Genomic DNA, 17,621 nt, shown 5'->3' on the forward strand with positions numbered 1-17,621 from the left:
GTGAAACACCCGATCGCGCGGCGATCCACAACCTCTGGGTGCTGGATCAGGCGGCCGGGGCCCGGCCCTGCTCCATCAGCGCCACCAGCCCGGCCTGCTGGTCGAGCACGTCGGCGACCACGGTCAGGAAGGCGTCGACCAGCGGGCCGCGGTCGTCGCGGCGCCAGGCGGCGCTGAGGACGGCCGGCGGATGGTCTTCGATCGGCACGTAGGCGATCGCCGGATGGGGCGTGAAGCGGCCGGCCGCGGCCGGGGTCACCATCACCCCGACGCCGGCGGCGACCACGTCCAGCTCCTCGGTGTGCGACGTGGTCAGCATCGCGATCGGCGCCGGGCGCCCGCCGCGGTGGTCGGCCAGGGTCCAGTGGGCGGTCCAGACGGCGTCGGCCGAGCGGCCGACGACCATCGGCTCCTCCAGCAGGTCGGCGATCCGGATCCGGCTGCGGCCGGCCAGCCGGTGGCCGCGGTTCATCGCCGCCACCACCGGTTCGCGGACCAGCGGCAGGAAGGCGACCCCGTCGCCGGCGAACGGCGGCCGGGTCAGCGAGACGTCGGCCCAGCCGGAGACGACGCCGGCCGACGGGTCGTCCCACAGGAACTCGCGCAGCTCGACGGCGACGTCGGGGTGGCGGGCGCGGAAGCCGTCGAGGATCGGCGCGGTCAGCTCGAGCGCCGCCCCCGGCTGGAAGCCGAGCTTGAGGGTGCCGATCTCGCCGCGGCCGATCCGGCCGGCGCGGGTGACACCGGCGTCGAGGGTGGCGAGCGCGTCGCGGGCCGCCTCGAGGAACGCCTCGCCGGCCGGGGTCAGCGCCACCCGGCGGGTCGTGCGGTCGAGCAGCTTGACCCCGAGCCGCGACTCGAGGTCGCGGATCTGGCGGCTGAGGGCCTGCTGGGCGACGTAGAGCCGGGCCGCCGCGCGGGTGAAGTGCAGCTCCTCGGCGAGGACCACGAACGACCGCAGCTGACGGGTGGACAGGTCCACAACATCAGCAGTGTAGATCCGGGCCGAAAGCGGTGTTTCACAACCGCGCCCGCCGTCCCTACGGTGCTCGTCGATCGACCACCAGCGGAGGAGCGTCGTGTCGAGCAGCGGTACCCAGATCCCGGTCGGTCGCTCGCGGTGGCTGCCGGTCGCCGCGTTCGCGGCCCTCGCCGGCGCCAACCAGGCCGTCTGGCTGGCCTTCGCGCCGATCACCAGCGACACTGCGGCCCACTACGGCGTCTCGGAGAACGCGGTCGGCTGGCTGGCGAACGTCTTCCCGCTGCTCTACGTGCTGCTGGCGCTGCCCGCCGGGCTGGCGATCGACCGCTGGTTCCGGCCGGCGCTGGCCGCCGGCGCGATCCTGACCGCGGCCGGGGCGCTGATCCGGCTCGGCGGCGACGGCTACGCCTGGGCGATGGCCGGGGCGGTCGCGGCGGGGGTCGCGCAGCCGTTCGTCAACAACGCGATCGCCAAGCTCGCGACCTCGACCCTGAACGCGGCCGAGCGCCCGACCGGGATCGCCGTCGGCGCCGCCGGGATGGTCGTCGGCCAGCTGCTCGGGTTGCTGCTGGGACCGCTGCTGGCCGGCGACGGCGACCTGTCGACGCTGCTGGTGGTCGAGGCGGTCGGGGCGACGGTGGCGGCGATCGGGCTGCTGGCCGCGCTGCGGCGGCCGCTGCGCGACGCGGCGGTGACGACGGTCAGCGTGGCCGAGCTGCGGACGCTCTGGCGCGACGGCGTCGTGCGGCGGCTGGCGGGCCTGATGCTGGCCGGCTTCGGGGTCTTCATCGCGCTCACCACCTGGCTCCAGTCGCTGCTGGAGCCGGCCGGCGTCAGCGACGACACGGCCGGGGCGATGCTGGTCGGGATGCTGCTGGTGGGGATCGTCACCACCGCCGTGCTGCCGCCGCTGGTCGCCCGCCGCCGGCGCGAGGCGCGGCTGCTGGGCGTGGTCGTGGTCGCCGCGGTGCTCGGCTGCCTGCTGCTCGGGCTGGTGCGAGCGACCGCGGTCGACGCGATCGCCGTGGTGACGGTCGGGGCGCTGCTCTCGTGCGCGCTGCCGGTCGCCTTCGAGCTGGTCGAGCGGCGGACCGGCGACGCGGCGGGCAGCGCGGTGGCGATCCTGTGGCTGACCGGCAACGTCGGCGGGCTGCTGGTGGCGGGGATCGTCGGCGGGCTGCTCGACCACCGCTTCGCCGCCTTCCTGGTGATGGCGCTGGCCGCGGCGGCGGCGCTGCCGTTGCTGCGCGGCGTGCGGGCCGCGTTCGCCTAGCCGTCAGCCGATCGCCCACAGGTCGACCGGCTGCCGGCGGCCGCGGACGGGCACCTCGCCGACCGCGGTCAGGTCGGCCGGGCGCTCGCGCAGCCGCTCGACCGTGGCACCGGCCAGCAGCACCGCCTGCGGCCGGTCCTTGGTCATCCCCTCCAGCCGCGCGGCCAGGTTGGCCGCGTCGCCGATCGCCGTGTACTCCATCCGGCGGGCCGAGCCGACGTTGCCGGCCATCACCTCGCCGGACGCGATCCCGACCCCCATCGTCAGCTCGTGCGGCAGGCCGGCCTCGCGCAGCTCGTCGAGGCAGCGGCGGAGCGCGGGACCGGCCATCTCGCGGCCGGCGGCGAGCGCCCGATCGGCGTGGTCGGGCTGGTCGAGCGGGGCGCCGAAGACGGCCATCAGCCCGTCGCCGCGGAAGCCGACGTGGGTGCCGCCGTGGGCGTCGACCGCGTCGCTCATCGCCCCGAGGAAGCGGTTGAGGATCGCGATCCCGCGCTCCGGATCGATCCCCTCCAGCAGCGCCGTCGAGCCGCGCAGGTCGCAGAAGAGGATCGTCGCGTCGACCCGCCGGCCGCCCAGCCGCAGGTCGTCGTCGGCCCGCGCCAGCACCTCGTCGACCACGTCGGCGGCGACGAAGCGGCCGAAGATCGCGCGCGTCCGCTCGCGTTCGACGGCGGCGAAGGCGGCGGCCGCGGCCAGCGCCATCAGCGTCGCCAGCACCAGCGCGGTCGCCGGCGCGGCCACCGGCACGATCCGGTCGCCGGCGGCGAACAGCAGCTGGGCGGCGCCGGCCAGCAGCGCGCCGGCGGCGACGGCGGCGAGGAAGGTCGCCAGTGGCCCGCGCCGCAGGGCCACCAGCGGCGCGACCAGCGCGGCGAGCACGGTCAGCAGCAGCCCGCTGCCGTCGGGCCCGTCGCGCAGCGGTGCCCCGCGGAGGGCGGTGGCGATCGCGTTGGCCTGGTACTCGGGGCCGGCCATCACGTCGTCGACCGGCGTCGCGTGGATGTCGCCGAGCGAGGGCGCGGCGGCGCCGACCACGACGATCCGGCCGCGGAAGGCGCGGGCCGGCACCCGTCCCGCGGCCACCTGCGAGAGCGAGTAGCGGGGGAGGACGTCGTCGCCGCCCAGGTAGTCGACCCAGGCGCGGCCGTGACGGAAGCCGGCGCGGTCGAGCGGCCGCCCGGTGACCCGCTCGGCGACGGCGACCGCGAAGCCGCGCAGGCCGTCGTAGGCCAGGTCCATCCGCCGCAGGACCCCGTCGGCGTCGCGGCCGACGGTGGTGTTGCCGGCGACCGCGCCGATCTCGCGCAGCAGGTCGCCGCCGCCGAGCACCGCGGTGCCGCCGTCCTCGGCGACCTCGGTGGTGGCGAGCACGATCCGCGGGGCCCGCTCGACCGCCCGCACCAGCGCCTCGTCGTCGCGGGGGTGCTCGGACGGCTCGGTGAACTGGACGTCGTAGGCGATCGCGCGGGCGCCGGCGCGGGTCAGCTGGCGGATCGCGTCGGCGTGGTAGCGGCGCCGGAAGGGGAAGGTCCCCAGCTCCTGGAGCGTGCGGTCGTCGATCAGCACCAGCGCGATCGGGACCGGCCCGACCCGTCCCGCGTCCTCGCCGCGCAGCCGGTAGCGGGCGTCGACCGTCGCGCGCTCGGCCTGGTCGAGCACGCCGGTGGCCGACGCGGCGACGGCGAGCCCGACCGCGGTCGCCACCACGGCCAGCAGCACCAGCAGCCGTGATCGGCGGGTCCGCACCGCGCTACCGTCGGATCTTCGCGACGTAGCGCTGCCCGGCGCCCACGATCACGGTCCGGTTGCGCTCGAAGTCGCGGACCTCGACCGTGCCCTCGCGGACGCGGACCAGGGTCGACTTGCCGCAGGTGTCCTCGACCAGCCAGTTGGTCCCGCGAACGCTGGCCGCCGCCCGCTTGCCGCGGGTCCGGAACTTGCCCTTGCCGTTGCCCCACAGCCGCCGGCCCTTGCGCTTCGGCGGCTTCTTGGCGGCCGCCCGCGGGACCGCGGCGGGGCGGGTGGCGGCGATCCGCACGCCGGCCGTGGCCTCGGCGGCGACCGGCCGCAGCGCGCCGGCCAGCCGCTCCGGCAGCGCGAAGCCGCCGCCGGCGGTGCGTCCGGTCGCGCGGCGGCTGGCGCGGCGCTTGGGCGTGCAGTTGGCCAGCTGGCCGGTCAGCACCAGGTCGACGGGCGCGTCGGCGGTCGCCGGCTGGACGACCTTGAAGCGGCCGTCGTGGAAGTCGGCGGTCTTCGTCAGCGGGCTGCCGGTGCCGATCGCGGCGGTCACGCGCACGTGGCTCTGACGGGTGTCGATCTCGGTTCCGACCGGCAGGTTGGCGCCGTCGGCCGGCAGCGTCGACCACGAGCGGGCGCTCGGCGGCTTGACCCGGACAGTGGTCTGCTCCATCGGCTCGAGCGAGACCTGGGCGCCGGCCGGCGGCGCCGGCAGCGGGGTCACGCGGCCGATCGCGGCGGCACCGCGGGTGTACCAGAGCGTCCCGTCCGGACGGCGGGTGATGTCGGGTGAGATCCCGCTGCCCGGCAGCGGGTAGCGCGACGCGGCGCCCTGGACCGTCATCCGCCCGATCGAGTTGCGGCCGGCGGCCAGCTCGGTGAACCAGAGCGCCCCGTCGGGCCCGGCGACGATCTCGCCCGGCTGGGTGGTGGTGCCCGGCAGCGGCAGCTCGGTGATCTGGCCGTCGCCGGCGATCCGGGCGATCTTGCGGGCCGCCCGCTCCGTGAACCACAGCTGGCCGTCGGGGCCGACGGTGATCGCGCGCGGGTCGGCGTTCGCGGTCGGGATCGGGTAGTGGCTGACCTGGCCGGCGGTGGTGATCCGGCCGATCGAGTTGCTGGCCGGCTCGACGAACCAGAGCGCGCCGTCGGGGCCGGCGACCAGGTCGCCCGGCCGGCGGTCGCCGTCGAGCGGGAACTCGACGTTGCCCTCGAAGTTGGTGTCGATCCGGCCGACCAGGTTGGCGCCCGGCTTCGTGTACCAGATCCGTCCGTCCGGGCCGCTGGCGATCCCCTCGGTCGCCCCGCCCGAGACCAGCGAGAGCCGCGAGACGCTGCCGTCGGTGCGGGCGTTGCCGAGCCCGCCGAGCGCGTCGCTGAACCACAGCTCGCCGTCCGGCCCGGTGACGATCCGGGACGGCTGGCTCGGGGCCGGACCGCTCTGCGACGAGCCGCCGGCGGGGAAGTCGACCGCCGCGCCCTCGGGGGTGATCCGCCCGATCCGGCCGGCCGCCGGCTCGGTGAACCAGAGGTTGCCGTCGGGGCCGGCGGTGATCCCGCGAGGCGCCGCCGGGGCGCTGAACTCGCGGACCGCCGCGGCGTCGGCGGCCGCGGGCAGGCCGGCGCCGAGCAGCGCCGCGACGAGGGCGGCGAGCGCGATCCGCGCCGCAGGGCGTGAGCGGTGGGGGATCGATGGCATGGCCAGGCGAATGATCGGGCGCGCCCCGGGACCCCGCCGCGCCGTCGGTCACGGCCGCAGTGTAATCCAGGTCACGCACGCCGACCCGCGGTTCGTCAGCCCTCGGCCCGGCGGCGGAGGGCCGCCAGGTCGTGGCAGACGATCGAGCGGCGGGCGGTCGTCACCCAGCCCAGTTCGCGCATCTGGTGGAGCGCGCGGCTGGTCGCCTCGCGCGAGGCGCCGACCCAGCCGGCCAGATCCTCCTGGGTCAGCGGCAGCTCGATCCGGACGCCGTCGGGGGCGTCGTCGCCGAACCGCTCGCACAGCTCAACGATCCGGGCCGAGAGCCGGCCGACGACGTCGTGGGCGGCGTGCTCGACCCGTTTGCGGTCGGCGTCGCGCAGCCGCTCGTTGAGGTTGCGCAGCACGTAGAGCGCGGCCTCGGGCACGCTGGTGACGTAGGCCAGGAAGTCGTCGGGGGCGATCGCCAGCGCCTCGACCGCGTCGAGCGCCACGATCGAGGCCGAGCGGACGCCGCCGTCGATCGCCGACTGCTCGCCGACCAGGTCGCCGGGCCCGCGGACGGCCAGCAGCACGTCGCGGCCCTCGGCGGTCACGCGGGTCAGCTTCACGTGGCCGGCGAGCAGCACCAGGACCCGGTCGCCGAGCTGGCCGGCGTGGGCGATCGCGGCGCCGCGGGCGAAGCGGCGGACGACCGCGCGCCGCCGCAGCTCGCGGTGGGCCTCGTCGCCGAGGGCGTCGAGGAACGTCCCGCCGGACGCGGGGGAGGCACCGCTCGCCGTACCCGTCGGACCGGCCACGGCGCGAGCGTACCGGCCGCGGCGGCGGCCGGCGACCGTGCCGCCCCCGAAGGGGGTAGCGTCAAGACGCCATGCCGATCCTGCACGTCCGCGCGCTGCCGACCCACGACCCCACCGACGTGCGCTCCGTCGTCGAGGGGCTCTGCGAGGACGTCGCGGCGGCGACCGGGATCGCGGTCGAGCGGGTCTCGGTCACCTGGACCTGGCTGGCGGCCGGGCACTACGCGGTCGGCGGCACCGCCGGCGCGGCCCAGTCGGACGAGGAGCACCCGATCCTGGTCGACGTGCTGGTGCCGGACGCCCACCCGCAGGAGCGGATCGAGCGGCTGCTGCTGGCCGTCGCCGACGGGCTCGGCCGCCGGACCGAGGTCACCCGCGAGAACGTCGTCGTGACGGCGATCCCGATCCGCAGCGGCCAGACGCTGGCCCGCGGGCGGGTCGAGCGCTGGTGAGCGCGGCCGGCTGGGGACGCCGGCGCGCAAGGTTGGGGTGATCTTCGGGCGGGTGCCCCGCTGTCGGCCGCGGCGGCCCGGCCTAGGTTGCCGGGACGATGAAGAGGTCCGCCGCCGCCCTGCCCCTGCTGCTGCTCGCGCTCGCCGCCCCGGGCTGCGGGTTCGACGACTCCGACGGGAGCGAGGGGACCTCGACCGGCGCGACGGCCGCCGCCACCACCACGACGGCGACGACCACCACCGAGGCGACGACGCCCGCGACGCCGGCCGGCGAGGACGACCAGCGGGCGATCAGGCAGGCGGCCGCGGCGGCGGCCGACGCCTACCGGCGCCAGGACTGGGACGACTTCTGCGCGCTGCTGACCCCGGCCGCGCACCGGCGGGTCGAGCGGCGCGTCGGCGGCGAGCGGGGCGCCGGCGACTGCGGCACGGTGCTGAGGAAGCTGATCGCCGACGCCGGACCGCTGCCGCCGCTCGAGGTCGACCTGGCCGACGTGACCGTCACCGGCGACCGCGCGCGGGCGACGAACCGCGGGGCGGCGACCCCCGGGCAGCGGCAGATGGCCTTCGCCCGGATCGACGGCCGCTGGCGGCTCGACCTCATTCCGTAGCGGCGGCGGCCGCGTGGCGCGCCTTCAGGCGCTGGGTCAGCCGCGCGGCACCGGCGACGTCGATCTCGACCGCCCCCAGCGCGACCGCCTGGAAGCGCAGCGACTCGGGCAGGTCGTAGTGGTCCTTCCAGGGACGCCCGGGCCGGGTCTGCAGCCAGGCCCGCGGCAGCCCGAGCTTGGCCGCGAAGGCGTGCAGCTCGTCGGCCTCGTCGGCCCGCAGGTGGCACCAGAGGCGGTCGCGCCAGGGCCAGATCGCGGGGTCGACGTAGACGGCCATCGGGCGCGTCAGGCGGCGGGGGCTCCGTCGTCGCCGGGAGCGTCGGCGAGCGTGCCGGCGACCGGCAGGGTGCCGGCGGGGACGTCGGCCAGGCACTGGTAGACGAGGGTCTCCCCGTCGTCGGCGCCGGCGACCGCGTAGAGCAGGTGATCGGGCGCGTCCTCGGGGCGCTCGACGTGCAGGCGGGCGAAGAACCGCTCGTCGGGGCCCGGCATCTGCACGTAGGGCAGCCGGTGGGCCAGCAGGTGCGTCTCGCCGTCGAGCGGTCCGCCGACGAAGCGCGCGTTGATCGGTTCGGCCTGGATCATCACCGCTGATCGTGGCAGGTGGCCGGCCGCGGCCGACCGCAGAACGACGAACGCCCCGTCAGGGGGACTGAACGGGGCGCTCGTTGGGGTGCTTGGGTTCTGCCGATCGACGGTCGTTCGATGGGGTGTCGACCGGCAGGGGGTTTGGGGTGTGCTCCTGTGATCGGCCGCGGAGGCCGCGAGCGTGAGAGCGGGTGGACGAACGATCGATGCCGGGGCCGCGAACGCCCGTCCTAGCGGACCGTCGCCGAGACGCTGCGGGCCGGCGAGCGGTTGCCGGCCGCGTCGGTGGCGGTGACCGAGACCCGGTAGCGGCCGCGCGCCGGGCGCCGGACCAGCGTCAGCGCGCGGCTGCCGCGGCCGAGCCGCTTGGTGACGACGGTGGCGCGGCGGCCGCTGCGGCGGACGGTCGCGCGGACGCTGGCCGGCTCGTCGAGGGTCAGGCGCAGCACCAGGGCCCTGCCGGTCCGGCTCAGCCGCAGCCGGGTCGGCCGCGGGGCCCGCCGGTCGCCGCTGGCCACCTGCGCCAGGTGCTCCTTGAGCGCGGTCCCGTTGGGCGAGGCGGGCGTGCCGTGGATGTCGTCGATCAGGGCCAGGCCCGAGCAGGCCGGGGTCGGGCGCTCGTTCGGGGCCAGCACCACCCACTGCCAGGCCAGGTAGCCGATCCCGCGGGCGTCGGCCCACGCCATGTAGCGGCGGTCGTGGGTCTCGCGGCAGTCGGTCTCGCCGAACTCGCCGGTGACGACGGGGACCTGGGCCGCGACCGGGGCGATCTCGGCGTCCCAGCAGGCGGCGGTCGAGCAGCGCTGGGCGGCGTAGTTGTGGAAGCTGGCCACCAGCTGGTCGTCGTCGGGGCGGGCGTCCAACCAGCCGCGCAGGTCGTTGGCGTAGTCGAGCCCGCCGAGCATGATCGGCTGCTTCGCGCCGGCGTCGCGGATCGCCTGGACCAGCGCCCGCATCCCGACCACGGTGAAGGTCTGGCCGTCGAAGGGTCCGCTCTCGTCGTTCTGGCGCGGGGCCGGGCAGCCACCGTCGCGCCAGCAGGTCCAGTCGAGGGCGAAGGTCGGTCCGCCGTCGTCGTAGGTCCGGGAGTAGGGCTCGTTGAAGGCGTCGAAGATCACGGCCCGGTCGTCGCGGAAGCGGGCGGCGACCGAGCTCCAGAAGGCCGGTGAGCGGTCGTCGGCGAGCATCCGCTGGCCCTCGGCCGGGACGCCGTCGGGACCGCTCCAGTGGAGGTCGAGGATCACCGCCAGCCCGGCCACGTGCAGCTTGTCGACCCAGGCGGCGACCGCGTCGCGGTAGCCGGCGGCGTCGAGCCCGCCCGCCGGTCGGCCGTCGTCGCCCAGCCAGCAGTCCTGGTTCAGCGGCACCCGCACGACGTTGGCGTGCCAGCTGGCGATCAGCCGTGCCTGCTGGTCGGTCGGGCCGACGCTCTCGGCACCGGCCTCGTTGCTGTAGCCGTAGCCGTAGTAGCAGGCGTACTCGAAGCTGGGCCAGTTGACGCCGCGCGGCACGAACGCGCTGCCGCTGGTGGAGTCGACCAGCCGGTTGCCGGAGACGGCCAGCGACGGGGCCGCCGCGGAGGCGGGTCCGGAGGCCAGCAGGACCGCCGCGAGGGCGGCCAGCAGCAGGGAGAGCAGTCGGCGTGGGCTCATGGTGGGATCAGCCTCCCAGGCGTTGGATGAAGCGTCGATGAAGCGGGCGCGGCGGCGTCCGCGCGATAGCTTCGGGCGATGCGTTCCGGGTGGCGAACGATGGTCCTGGGGCTGCTGCTGCTGGCGGTGACGCCCGCCTCTGGCGCCGCCGCGCCGGTCCGGCCGCTGCCGACCGGGACCGCCGTCGACTACCAGCTCGGTGGGGTGCGCGACGTCCCCGAGCAGGTCGGGATCGTGGTCCGCGACCGTCGTGCGCCGCCGGCGGCCGGGCGCTATTCGGTCTGCTACGTCAACGGCTTCCAGACCCAGCCCGACGAGCGGGCGTTCTGGCGGCGGCACCGGTCGCTGGTGCTGCGGCGCGACGGGCGGCCGGTGGTCGATCGGGCGTGGGGCGAGTGGCTGCTGGATCTGCGGACGCCGGCGCGACGGCGGGCGCTGGCGACGATCGTGGGACGGTGGGTCCGTGGTTGCGCGCGGGCCGGCTACGCGGCGGTCGAGTTCGACAACCTCGACTCGTTCACCCGCAGCGGTGAGTTGCTGCGCCGCGGTCAGGCGCTCGCCTACGCCCGGCTGCTGGTCCGCGCCGCCCACCGGGCCGGGCTGGCGGCGGGCCAGAAGAACGCGCCCGAGATCGACGGGCCGGCGCTCGGCTTCGACTTCGCGGTCGCCGAGGAGTGCGCGCGCTACGACGAGTGCGGTCGCTACGTGCGGCGCTACGGGGGACGGGTGCTGGCGATCGAGTACCGCCGGAGCGACTTCGAGCGGGCCTGCCGCGGCTACGGCGGGACGATCACGGTGGTCCTGCGCGACCGCGCGCTGTCGCCGACGGGCGTGCGGCACTGGTGCCCGTGAGCGGGGAGGATGGCCGCTGCGCTGGGTGGTGGTCAGCCCGAGGCCGGACGCCACATCAGCGTCACCGGCGGGCCGTGGGGGAGCGTGCGCCGCTCCGTGGCGACGAAGCCGTGGCGCTCGTAGAGCGAGACGTTGAGCGGGTTGGAGCTCTCGAGGTAGGCGGGCAGGCCGCGCTCGTCGCAGCGGGCGAGGGCGGGGGCGAGCAGCGCCGAGCCGAGCCCACGACCGCGGCGGTCGGCCCGGACGCCGATCGCGGCCAGGTACATGTGCGGCTCGCGCGGGTGGCGGGCTTCGAGGCCCCCGAGCCCGCGGGCGATGCGGATCCAGTGCGGCCAGGCGCCGCCAGCGGTGGCCCGGCCCAGCCCGAGCAGCTGGCGCGGGGTCTCGCGCCAGTGGCCGGGGGAGGCCCAGAGGGCGGCGCCGCCCTCGGTGGTCCAGCTCTCCCCGTCGGGCAGCAGCCGGTCGGCGAGGAAGGAGAAGAAGTGCGGCGCGCACCGCTCCCGCGCCGCGACCCGCGGAAAGACCCAGTTGAGCACCGGATCGTCGGCGAACGCCAGCGACAACGTGCCCACGATCGCCGCCCGATCGAGCTCCGTGGCCGGCACGACGCGGGCGACGCTCGACGATCCGGCCATGGCTGGACGGTAGCGGGCCGCGCGAGCCGCCCTCCACCGCGCCCGACCGCTACACTCGGCGCCCCCGCCGGAGTAGCTCAGTCGGTTAGAGCAGCGGAATCATAATCCGCGTGTCGGGGGTTCGAGTCCCTCCTCCGGCATCACGAAAGGCCCCGTAGATGCGGGGCCTTTTGCGTTCTTCCGCGGGCGGGTGGTCTGGCGCGTTGTCGCTTAGGTGCAACGCAGAGCAACTCCGCCGACGGAACTGCCGTGGGCAGGCGGACGTCCTGCGCGTGACGCGGCCTCCCGGCGCCGGCTCCCGGAATGGACGGGGGCGTCCGGTACCGCGGCTTCAGCCGTGATCTCCGCGCCCGCGTCCGCACGGTTCGAGAGTAGGCGGCGCTGCTGAGGACCGACCGGATCCGCGACGTCCACGACGGCGGACGAGCTCACGAATCGACGCTGGCCGGCCGGATCCGCGAGCTGGCCGACGTCGCCCGCCGCCTCAAGACCGGCCAGGCGAGCCGTGGCGACCTGCGGGCCGCCTACATGTCGATGGCCGCCAGCCCACCGTCTGGGAATATTCTCGGTTATGGTCGCCTGATGGGCACTCCGACTATCCCTGAAGTCCTCGCTGCCATTCCCCCAGGTCCGCACCAGTTGGACGGCTACAAGACCATTCACCCGCAGCGCGTCCCGGAGGAGCGCCGCGACGAAGCGGAGGCGTGGGTTCGGGAGCACGGCAAAGTGCTCGACCAGCCGGCGGTCAAGCTCAAGGAAACGACGGGCGGCGGCGATCCGCGCGGCGGTTGGCGGTCTCAGGCGCAAGACCCGCTCTGGCTCGCGCCGGATCATCTACTACCCCAGGTCTAGGAGGCGCAGACGATGTTCAGCGTCGGAGATCGGGCGCGCGATGCGTACGGCCGAGTTGGAACGGTCGTCAAGGTTGAAGTTCATCGAGAGCCCGACCTCTATGTCGACCAGCGGAGTGCGCCCGTGCTCGCCGGCTATGACGAGGTATGGGTCAAGGTGGAGTTCGACGATGCGCGAGGAATGATCGTCTCGTTCCAGCCGCAGGACCTGACGGCCGCCTAGAACGGCGAAGCCCGCCAGAGGGCGGGGCTTCCGGGGCGGCGGGTCACTCAGTCTGTGGCCCGGGATGAAGAGATGGGCACGACCGCCAGATCTTTTGGCTGCTCGATCTCCCACAGTCTGCCGCGCTTCTCAAGGGTCCCCCTGACCCGCAACTCGTGGGTCTCGTTCCGCAGGTGGGCCTCCTTGGCGATCGGGATGTCCTCGCCCGCGAGGCGGACCTTCACCCTCAACGCCCTGCCCTCCATTTCGGCCGTCATCTCCGCGGACCCGGTAGGCGCCTCTGGCGCGTGAGCGACTTCGCGGACCTGCCCCGTGACGATCCGATTGCGGAGTGGCTGGATCTTGCGTAGCACCTCGGCCACCCCCTTGAGCGCACGCACCTCGTTTGAGGCTATGCGCACCTTGGAGGAAGGCTCGTTGGCCGGAATCGACAGGGCCCACCGGACTGACAGTTCGATGTCCGCCCCGACTTCCAGGCTCGGTCCCGACAGTCGCATGAGCGCGTCACAAAGGTTGGCCGAAAGTCCCTTGTCGATCTCATCGTCGTAGGCGGTCTCTTGTAGGGCCGCCTCTGGAAGTCCGCGCTGGACAGCGGACTTGGCAGCGCCGACCGCCTCCACGAGGCGTCTCAATGCGCGGCGCTCGAAGGGGATCGACTTGGGGCTGCGGTCGGCTTCGGGCAGAAAGCTCAGTTGTCCTTCCGGGCCTGCCTCGTCGATGTCTGCGCGGACAGTCAGAACGACGCTGCCGGGCTCGGTGGCGCCCACCTTGGCGTGATCTAGAAACGAGTCAACGAGCGAGGGGAGCGTGCCGGAGGGATAGACCGGGCTAGTCCGGACTTCCGCCCGCGCGGCGAATGCAAGTGCGTCCCGCGACCCGAGCGCGAGATCCGGGGCCACCCGGACCGGGATCTCACCATTCTGCAATTCGGGTGCGACCAGGCGAATCCGCACCACGTCTCGCGCGGCATCGAGCAGGGAAGCAGCGATCGAGGCGGCGGGCCGCTTCTCGATCTGCTCGAGGACGCCGAGCGTCGCCCAAATCGTCGCAGCCTGACTGTCGCGATCCAGCACGCGTGACGGGACCGCGACGTTGCGGCTGGAGCCGCCTTCGTCAAACCGCCAGTGCGTACCAACGTCCGCTGTTGCCACGCGACGCCACCCTGTCGCGTGGAGATAGGCCGCGAGGTCTTGGGGGTCGACGGTGGTCATGGCGCGGGAGTCCACTTTGTCGAACGTATGTTCGCAACAACGGCGGACGTGTCGAACCGCTGATTCTGCGGGATCGAGATCGTCTTGTGCTTCTGGCCCTCGGGAAGGGGCGGTAGGCCCTCTAGGCAGACCCACCACGCCTGGGTCTGCATGACCAGGGCGTGCGGGAAGGCGTGGATCACCCAGTCGTCCATGTTGACGGGGCACGCGACGACCACAAGCAGGCGGCGCGGAAACGTCGGGGTCCGGCAGAGGTCGGCGTAGTTCTTCGCCTTGAGCTTGAAGCGCCACATGCCGGGCTCGTCCGGAGACTCCTTCAGCGGCCCCGACGTGCACTTGAGCTGCAACGACAACTGTCCCGGTGGCCCGAACCCGTCGTCCTGCTCGGTGAGCAGAACGTCGATCGAGTTGAGGTCCGGCGGAATGACGAAGCTCACTCCCGCGGCGGCGGCAAGGCTCGCGACATAGGCGCGCGATAGCGCTTCCTTGCTCCAACTCTCCGGAAGGCGTGGGCCGATCGGTACTGGCACTTGGCGGCCCCGCCGCTGGGCGCGCGGCAGGTCGCGAGATCATACAGACGTCGTTGTATCCCACGAGGGGCAAGCCCCGTCCGGACCACACGGCCCGCAGCGCCCCCACGCACCCCGCCGTGGTCGACCAGCCACGGCACCACCCCAGGCAACGCACCACCGACCGCGGGATCGCCGCCACAGCCTCGACCGGCAGCCCGGCGGCGATCTTCGTCGCCCGCTTCTCCTCCGCTTCCGCGCAGGCACTCGGGTCCATGACGACGCTCCAACGCCGCTGCGCACGCGTCAGCGCGCCGGAGAAGCCCCGCTGTCATCAGCCACGACCGGGCCCAGCCAGGAAGCCACACCCGGTCCGCCATCACGAACGGCCCCGGAACTCCGGGGCCGTTCGCCTTGGCTGCGTCTGCGGCCGCCGATCAGCCGAGCGCGTCGACCTTGGTCGCGGTCAGCTTGGCGTTGCTGATCGTCAGGTCGCCGCCGACCTCGAAGCAGAGGACCGTGATGTCGGAGGCGCCGCCGGTCAGGTCGACCACGCCCTGCATCGCGACCGGGATCTCCTGGCTCGCCTCGGCGGGGTCGAAGGCGGTCGAGTCGATCGTCAGCAGGCCCACGACCTTGCGCAGGGTGCAGCTGGTCGCCGCCGTCCCGGCCGAGCTGGCCGTCAGCTTCGCGTTGAGGACGTAGCGGCCCGCGGGCAGGCTGAGGGTCTGGACGACCCGCGTGCCGGCGCCCTGGACCACGTGGTCGGCGACCGCGTTGGTGAGCGCGCCGCTGCTGCCCGACGGCCCCTGCGGACCGACCGGGCCCTGGGGACCCGCCGGACCGGCCGGACCCGCCGGACCGGGATCGCCCTTGGGACCGCCCGCCGGACCGGCCGGACCCGCGGGACCGGTCTGGCCGCGCAGCGACTTGCGGGCGGCGAGGCTCAGGTCCGACGCGCTGAGCGAGCGGCTCTTGACGTCCGCTCCGGTGATCGAGCTGTTGCGGACGTCCTTGCCCGTGATCGAGCCGTCCTTGATCTGGCCGCCGGTGATCAGCTTGGCCGCGGTCGCGGTGCCGCCGAGGGCCAGGACCAGGCCGAGGGCGGTGACGAGGGCGAGCAGGCGGTTGCGCCGGAACGCCTCAGCAATGCGTTGCATCGTGATGCTCCTGTGGTGGTGTGGGGGGCACCGGGCCGGTCATCGCGCCCAGGACCGCCGCCAGCCCCGCCCAGCCCCGGAAGGGGAGGACGCGACCGGCCGCGGTCCGCACGCGTCCGGTGAGCGGCTCGACCGCGGGGTCGAGCTCGAGCACCAGGACGATCGGCGGCGGTGTCGTCATCGCCATCCACCCTGGCCGTCGACGCCCACCGCGTCGTGAGGGACGACCCCCCTGTTCGCACCCCCTGGGGGTCAGCCGACCGGCCGGCGGCGGGTGGCCGCGTGCTGGAGCGCCGCCGCCACCGCCGCGTCGAGATGCGCGACCGCACCCCGCCGCTTCGTCGCCAGCACCGTCGAGAAGCTGGCCAGCCCCGCCCGCCGCTGGAACGGCGTCCGCCGGACCGCCGTCCGCTGCAACCGCCCCGGCACCGCCAGCAGCGTCGTCCGGGCCACCAAGCGGTGGCGCAGGGCCAGGGTCTCCGCCGTCAGCTGCCAGCCCGCCGCCCGCCAGCGCGCCTGGCCCCACAGCAGCGCAACGACCGGCGGCACCGCCGCCGCCAGCGCCCAGCCGCCCGGCAGCCAGACGACCGCGGCCGCCGCCGGCACCAGCGCGAGGGCCAGCGGCGGCAGCAGGTATCGCCGTCGGGCCCGCGCCGGCGGCCGCTCCAGCGCCTCCGGCCACCGCAGCCCGGGCACCAGCCGGTCGAGCAGCTCGGGCACCGCGTCGCGCCGGACCAGCGGCACCAGCGTTCGGGTCAGCTCGTCCTCGCCGCTGTAGCCGGCGACCTCGACCTGGATCGTCGCGTAGCCGAGCGGGCGCCGCAGCAGCCCCTCGACCACCCGCACCCCCTGGACGCGATCGAGCGGCACCGTTCCCGTCCGCTCGGTCAGCAGCCCGCGCCGGACCCGCAGCCGCGAGCCGTCGCGGGTGACCGTGAACTCGGCGAACGCCAGCACCGTCCCGAGCACCGAGACGACCGCCGCTACCAGCAGCGCCGCGGCGACCAGCAGCGCGATCGTGCCGGCCCCGGAGCGGCTGAGCGCGTCGCCGGCCTCGTCGGTCAGGTGCTCGGGCAGCAGGTCGCGGGCCTGCGAGGCGAGCGAGCCGACCGCGACGACCACGATCCCCAGCTGCGGGCCGGTCAGCGCCGCGATCAGCAGCTCGCGGGCACTGATCGCGTAGACGACCGGGGCCGGGACGGGGGCCGGAGCGACGGCCTCCCGCGAGCCCGGCGTCCCGGCCGGGCTCGCCGGTCCCGCCGCCCCCGGCACCAGCGGCGCCAACGGGCCGGCGACGGTCGCGTGCCCGAGCGCCGCCCGCAGCCGCTCGGCCTCCTCGAAGCTGACCGCGTCGAGCCGGATCTCGGCCCGCTTGCCGCCGCCCGCCGTCTGGACCTCGACCGAGACCAAGCCGAACAGCCGCTGGATCAGCCCGCGGCTGGTGTCGAGCGCCGAGACCCGCGAGGCCGGCACCACCCGCTCGGAGCGCTGCAGCAGCCCACTCCGCAGCCGCAGCGTGCCGTCGACGACCGCGTAGCGGGTGACCCGCCACTCGACGACGGCCATCGCGATCGCCAGCAGCGCCAGGGCGACCAGGGCCAGCAGCCCCGTCTCGCGCAGGCCGACGACCAGGCCGATCGCCGCCGGGACCAGGTTCTTGGCGATCCGGACGCCGCCGATCAGCAGGTAGGCCGGGTGCAAGCGGCGCTCGTCGACCGGCTCCGGGACGGCCGCCGGGGCCTCGTCCTCAGAGGTCATCGGGGATCCGCGCGAGCGTCGCCACCTGGCGGCGGATCCGCTCGGCCTCGTCGCGGTCGAGGGCCGGGATCGTCACCGACCCGGCGGCCGTGTGCAGCTCGATCTCGGCCAGCCGCATGCGGCCGCTGAGCGGCCCCCGGTGGAGGTCGACGTGCTGGACCCGGACCATCGGGACGACCGTCCGCGTGACCACCACCAGGCCGTGGTGCAGGTCGACCTCCTCGGCGCCGATCGCGTACCACCAGCGGCGCCGCCGCAGCGGGGGCAGGACGACGATCGCCGCCACCGCCGCCGCCCAGGCGACGACCGCGACCAGCGCGGTCGGGGCACCGCCCGGATCGAGCGCCACGACGGCGACGGTCGCGGCCAGCGCCAGCGGGATCGCGGTCAGCGCCGCCCCGATCCGCCAGTAGGCGACCGCGCGGTCCGAGAGCCGGTGACGGTCGAGGTCGCCGGGCAGCGGCGGAGCGGAGCCGGGGGAGCGCTCGTCCATGGCGCCAGCCTACGGGCCGGCGTCGGACGGCCGGCCCCGGCCGGGGGCGGTTGGCGATCGTTGCCCCGACGGAAACGGTCGTCAACGGACGTCGGGAGGGGAGGCCGCTCCGGACGCGGCGGCCGCGTGCCA

The 17,621-nt window shown here is 75.0% G+C and carries 19 protein-coding genes and 1 tRNA gene; 7 read left to right on the forward strand and 13 right to left on the reverse strand.

The features are described 5' to 3' along the window. Positions 1-46: 46 nt before the first annotated feature. Positions 47-982, reverse strand: coding sequence for a LysR family transcriptional regulator (locus tag SH587_RS15495; RefSeq protein ID WP_320671539.1), 936 nt, complete (start codon positions 980-982; stop codon positions 47-49). Between the two features lie 97 nt (positions 983-1,079). Between SH587_RS15495 and SH587_RS15500 the strand changes: the two genes are divergently transcribed. Next, entirely contained in the window at positions 1,080-2,255 is a 1,176-nt protein-coding gene (locus SH587_RS15500; RefSeq protein WP_320671540.1) for an MFS transporter, read from the forward strand. 3 nt (positions 2,256-2,258) lie between these two features. Here the strand turns inward: SH587_RS15500 and SH587_RS15505 are convergent, their stop codons facing one another. The 3 genes from SH587_RS15505 to SH587_RS15515 form a co-directional block, all read right to left on the reverse strand. Beyond that, positions 2,259-4,004, reverse strand: a complete 1,746-nt coding sequence (locus SH587_RS15505) for a CHASE2 domain-containing protein (RefSeq protein ID WP_320671541.1) — start codon at positions 4,002-4,004, stop codon at positions 2,259-2,261. A gap of 4 nt (positions 4,005-4,008) precedes the next feature. Further along, complete coding sequence (locus SH587_RS15510; RefSeq protein ID WP_320671542.1) at positions 4,009-5,694, reverse strand: virginiamycin B lyase family protein; 1,686 nt, start codon at positions 5,692-5,694, stop codon at positions 4,009-4,011. 95 nt (positions 5,695-5,789) lie between these two features. After that, a complete protein-coding gene (locus SH587_RS15515; protein WP_320671543.1) occupies positions 5,790-6,494 on the reverse strand; it encodes a Crp/Fnr family transcriptional regulator in 705 nt (234 codons plus the stop codon). Between the two features lie 71 nt (positions 6,495-6,565). Here SH587_RS15515 and SH587_RS15520 point away from each other — a divergent pair, with 71 nt between their 5' ends. Both SH587_RS15520 and SH587_RS15525 read left to right on the forward strand, forming a co-directional pair. After that, entirely contained in the window at positions 6,566-6,946 is a 381-nt protein-coding gene (locus SH587_RS15520; protein WP_320671544.1) for a tautomerase family protein, read from the forward strand. 98 nt (positions 6,947-7,044) lie between these two features. Next, positions 7,045-7,557, forward strand: a complete 513-nt coding sequence (locus SH587_RS15525) for a hypothetical protein (protein WP_320671545.1) — start codon at positions 7,045-7,047, stop codon at positions 7,555-7,557. Here the strand turns inward: SH587_RS15525 and SH587_RS15530 are convergent. The 3 genes from SH587_RS15530 to SH587_RS15540 all read right to left on the reverse strand — a co-directional run bounded on the left by SH587_RS15530 (position 7,547) and on the right by SH587_RS15540 (position 9,797). Further along, complete coding sequence (locus SH587_RS15530) at positions 7,547-7,834, reverse strand: DUF4031 domain-containing protein (protein WP_320671546.1); 288 nt, start codon at positions 7,832-7,834, stop codon at positions 7,547-7,549. The genes SH587_RS15525 and SH587_RS15530 overlap by 11 nt on opposite strands. Positions 7,835-7,842: 8 nt before the next feature. Then, positions 7,843-8,142, reverse strand: a complete 300-nt coding sequence (locus SH587_RS15535) for a hypothetical protein (RefSeq protein WP_320671547.1) — start codon at positions 8,140-8,142, stop codon at positions 7,843-7,845. A 233-nt stretch (positions 8,143-8,375) separates the two neighbouring features. Beyond that, positions 8,376-9,797: a glycoside hydrolase family 5 protein gene (locus SH587_RS15540; protein WP_320671548.1), complete on the reverse strand. Its 1,422-nt coding sequence runs from the start codon at positions 9,795-9,797 to the stop codon at positions 8,376-8,378. Between the two features lie 78 nt (positions 9,798-9,875). Between SH587_RS15540 and SH587_RS15545 the strand changes: the two genes are divergently transcribed. Beyond that, on the forward strand, positions 9,876-10,649 hold the full coding sequence (locus SH587_RS15545) for an endo alpha-1,4 polygalactosaminidase (protein ID WP_320671549.1): 774 nt from the start codon (positions 9,876-9,878) through the stop codon (positions 10,647-10,649). 32 nt (positions 10,650-10,681) lie between these two features. On the opposite strand, the gene SH587_RS15550 is transcribed toward SH587_RS15545, so the two are convergent. Then, positions 10,682-11,284 (reverse strand): GNAT family N-acetyltransferase, encoded by a 603-nt coding sequence (locus SH587_RS15550; protein WP_320671550.1) that lies wholly within the window; start codon positions 11,282-11,284, stop codon positions 10,682-10,684. Between the two features lie 66 nt (positions 11,285-11,350). On the opposite strand from SH587_RS15550, the gene SH587_RS15555 reads away from it, so the two are divergent. From SH587_RS15555 to SH587_RS15565, 3 genes are all read left to right on the forward strand, one after another. Beyond that, positions 11,351-11,424, forward strand: a tRNA-Met gene (locus SH587_RS15555). Between the two features lie 442 nt (positions 11,425-11,866). After that, on the forward strand, positions 11,867-12,136 hold the full coding sequence (locus tag SH587_RS15560; RefSeq protein ID WP_320671551.1) for a hypothetical protein: 270 nt from the start codon (positions 11,867-11,869) through the stop codon (positions 12,134-12,136). Between the two features lie 12 nt (positions 12,137-12,148). After that, positions 12,149-12,358 carry a hypothetical protein gene (locus SH587_RS15565; RefSeq protein ID WP_320671552.1) on the forward strand — a complete coding sequence of 70 codons (210 nt, stop codon included), beginning with the start codon at positions 12,149-12,151 and terminating at the stop codon, positions 12,356-12,358. A gap of 47 nt (positions 12,359-12,405) precedes the next feature. Here the strand turns inward: SH587_RS15565 and SH587_RS15570 are convergent, their stop codons facing one another. From SH587_RS15570 to SH587_RS15590, 5 genes are all read right to left on the reverse strand, one after another. Then, the gene (locus tag SH587_RS15570) at positions 12,406-13,569 is read right to left on the reverse strand and encodes a hypothetical protein (protein ID WP_320671553.1); all 1,164 of its coding nucleotides are present in this window, start codon (positions 13,567-13,569) and stop codon (positions 12,406-12,408) included. Beyond that, positions 13,566-14,099, reverse strand: a complete 534-nt coding sequence (locus SH587_RS15575) for a DUF4365 domain-containing protein (RefSeq protein ID WP_320671554.1) — start codon at positions 14,097-14,099, stop codon at positions 13,566-13,568. The genes SH587_RS15570 and SH587_RS15575 overlap by 4 nt, the downstream gene beginning before the upstream one ends. 416 nt (positions 14,100-14,515) lie before the next feature. Continuing rightward, the gene (locus SH587_RS15580) at positions 14,516-15,238 is read right to left on the reverse strand and encodes a hypothetical protein (protein WP_320671555.1); all 723 of its coding nucleotides are present in this window, start codon (positions 15,236-15,238) and stop codon (positions 14,516-14,518) included. 252 nt (positions 15,239-15,490) lie between these two features. Further along, the gene (locus SH587_RS15585) at positions 15,491-16,996 is read right to left on the reverse strand and encodes a PH domain-containing protein (protein ID WP_320671556.1); all 1,506 of its coding nucleotides are present in this window, start codon (positions 16,994-16,996) and stop codon (positions 15,491-15,493) included. Beyond that, positions 16,986-17,489: a PH domain-containing protein gene (locus SH587_RS15590; RefSeq protein ID WP_320671557.1), complete on the reverse strand. Its 504-nt coding sequence runs from the start codon at positions 17,487-17,489 to the stop codon at positions 16,986-16,988. The genes SH587_RS15585 and SH587_RS15590 overlap by 11 nt, the downstream gene beginning before the upstream one ends. Between the last annotated feature and the right edge of the window lie 132 nt (positions 17,490-17,621).

The organism is Patulibacter defluvii, assembly GCF_034096925.1.
GTDB classification, from domain to species: Bacteria; Actinomycetota; Thermoleophilia; order Solirubrobacterales; family Solirubrobacteraceae; genus Patulibacter; species Patulibacter defluvii.

What these genes read in the sequence shown, in the direction of transcription:
- SH587_RS15510 (WP_320671542.1), bottom strand. Translation starts at nt 5,694, where the DNA reads ATGCCATCGATCCCCCACCGCTCACGCCCTGCGGCGCGGATCGCGCTC.
- SH587_RS15520 (WP_320671544.1), top strand. Translation starts at nt 6,566, where the DNA reads ATGCCGATCCTGCACGTCCGCGCGCTGCCGACCCACGACCCCACCGAC.
- SH587_RS15525 (WP_320671545.1), top strand. Translation starts at nt 7,045, where the DNA reads ATGAAGAGGTCCGCCGCCGCCCTGCCCCTGCTGCTGCTCGCGCTCGCC.
- SH587_RS15530 (WP_320671546.1), bottom strand. Translation starts at nt 7,834, where the DNA reads ATGGCCGTCTACGTCGACCCCGCGATCTGGCCCTGGCGCGACCGCCTC.
- SH587_RS15535 (WP_320671547.1), bottom strand. Translation starts at nt 8,142, where the DNA reads ATGATCCAGGCCGAACCGATCAACGCGCGCTTCGTCGGCGGACCGCTC.
- SH587_RS15540 (WP_320671548.1), bottom strand. Translation starts at nt 9,797, where the DNA reads ATGAGCCCACGCCGACTGCTCTCCCTGCTGCTGGCCGCCCTCGCGGCG.
- SH587_RS15545 (WP_320671549.1), top strand. Translation starts at nt 9,876, where the DNA reads ATGCGTTCCGGGTGGCGAACGATGGTCCTGGGGCTGCTGCTGCTGGCG.
- SH587_RS15550 (WP_320671550.1), bottom strand. Translation starts at nt 11,284, where the DNA reads ATGGCCGGATCGTCGAGCGTCGCCCGCGTCGTGCCGGCCACGGAGCTC.
- SH587_RS15560 (WP_320671551.1), top strand. Translation starts at nt 11,867, where the DNA reads ATGGGCACTCCGACTATCCCTGAAGTCCTCGCTGCCATTCCCCCAGGT.
- SH587_RS15565 (WP_320671552.1), top strand. Translation starts at nt 12,149, where the DNA reads ATGTTCAGCGTCGGAGATCGGGCGCGCGATGCGTACGGCCGAGTTGGA.
- SH587_RS15570 (WP_320671553.1), bottom strand. Translation starts at nt 13,569, where the DNA reads ATGACCACCGTCGACCCCCAAGACCTCGCGGCCTATCTCCACGCGACA.
- SH587_RS15580 (WP_320671555.1), bottom strand. Translation starts at nt 15,238, where the DNA reads ATGCAACGCATTGCTGAGGCGTTCCGGCGCAACCGCCTGCTCGCCCTC.
- SH587_RS15585 (WP_320671556.1), bottom strand. Translation starts at nt 16,996, where the DNA reads ATGACCTCTGAGGACGAGGCCCCGGCGGCCGTCCCGGAGCCGGTCGAC.
- SH587_RS15590 (WP_320671557.1), bottom strand. Translation starts at nt 17,489, where the DNA reads ATGGACGAGCGCTCCCCCGGCTCCGCTCCGCCGCTGCCCGGCGACCTC.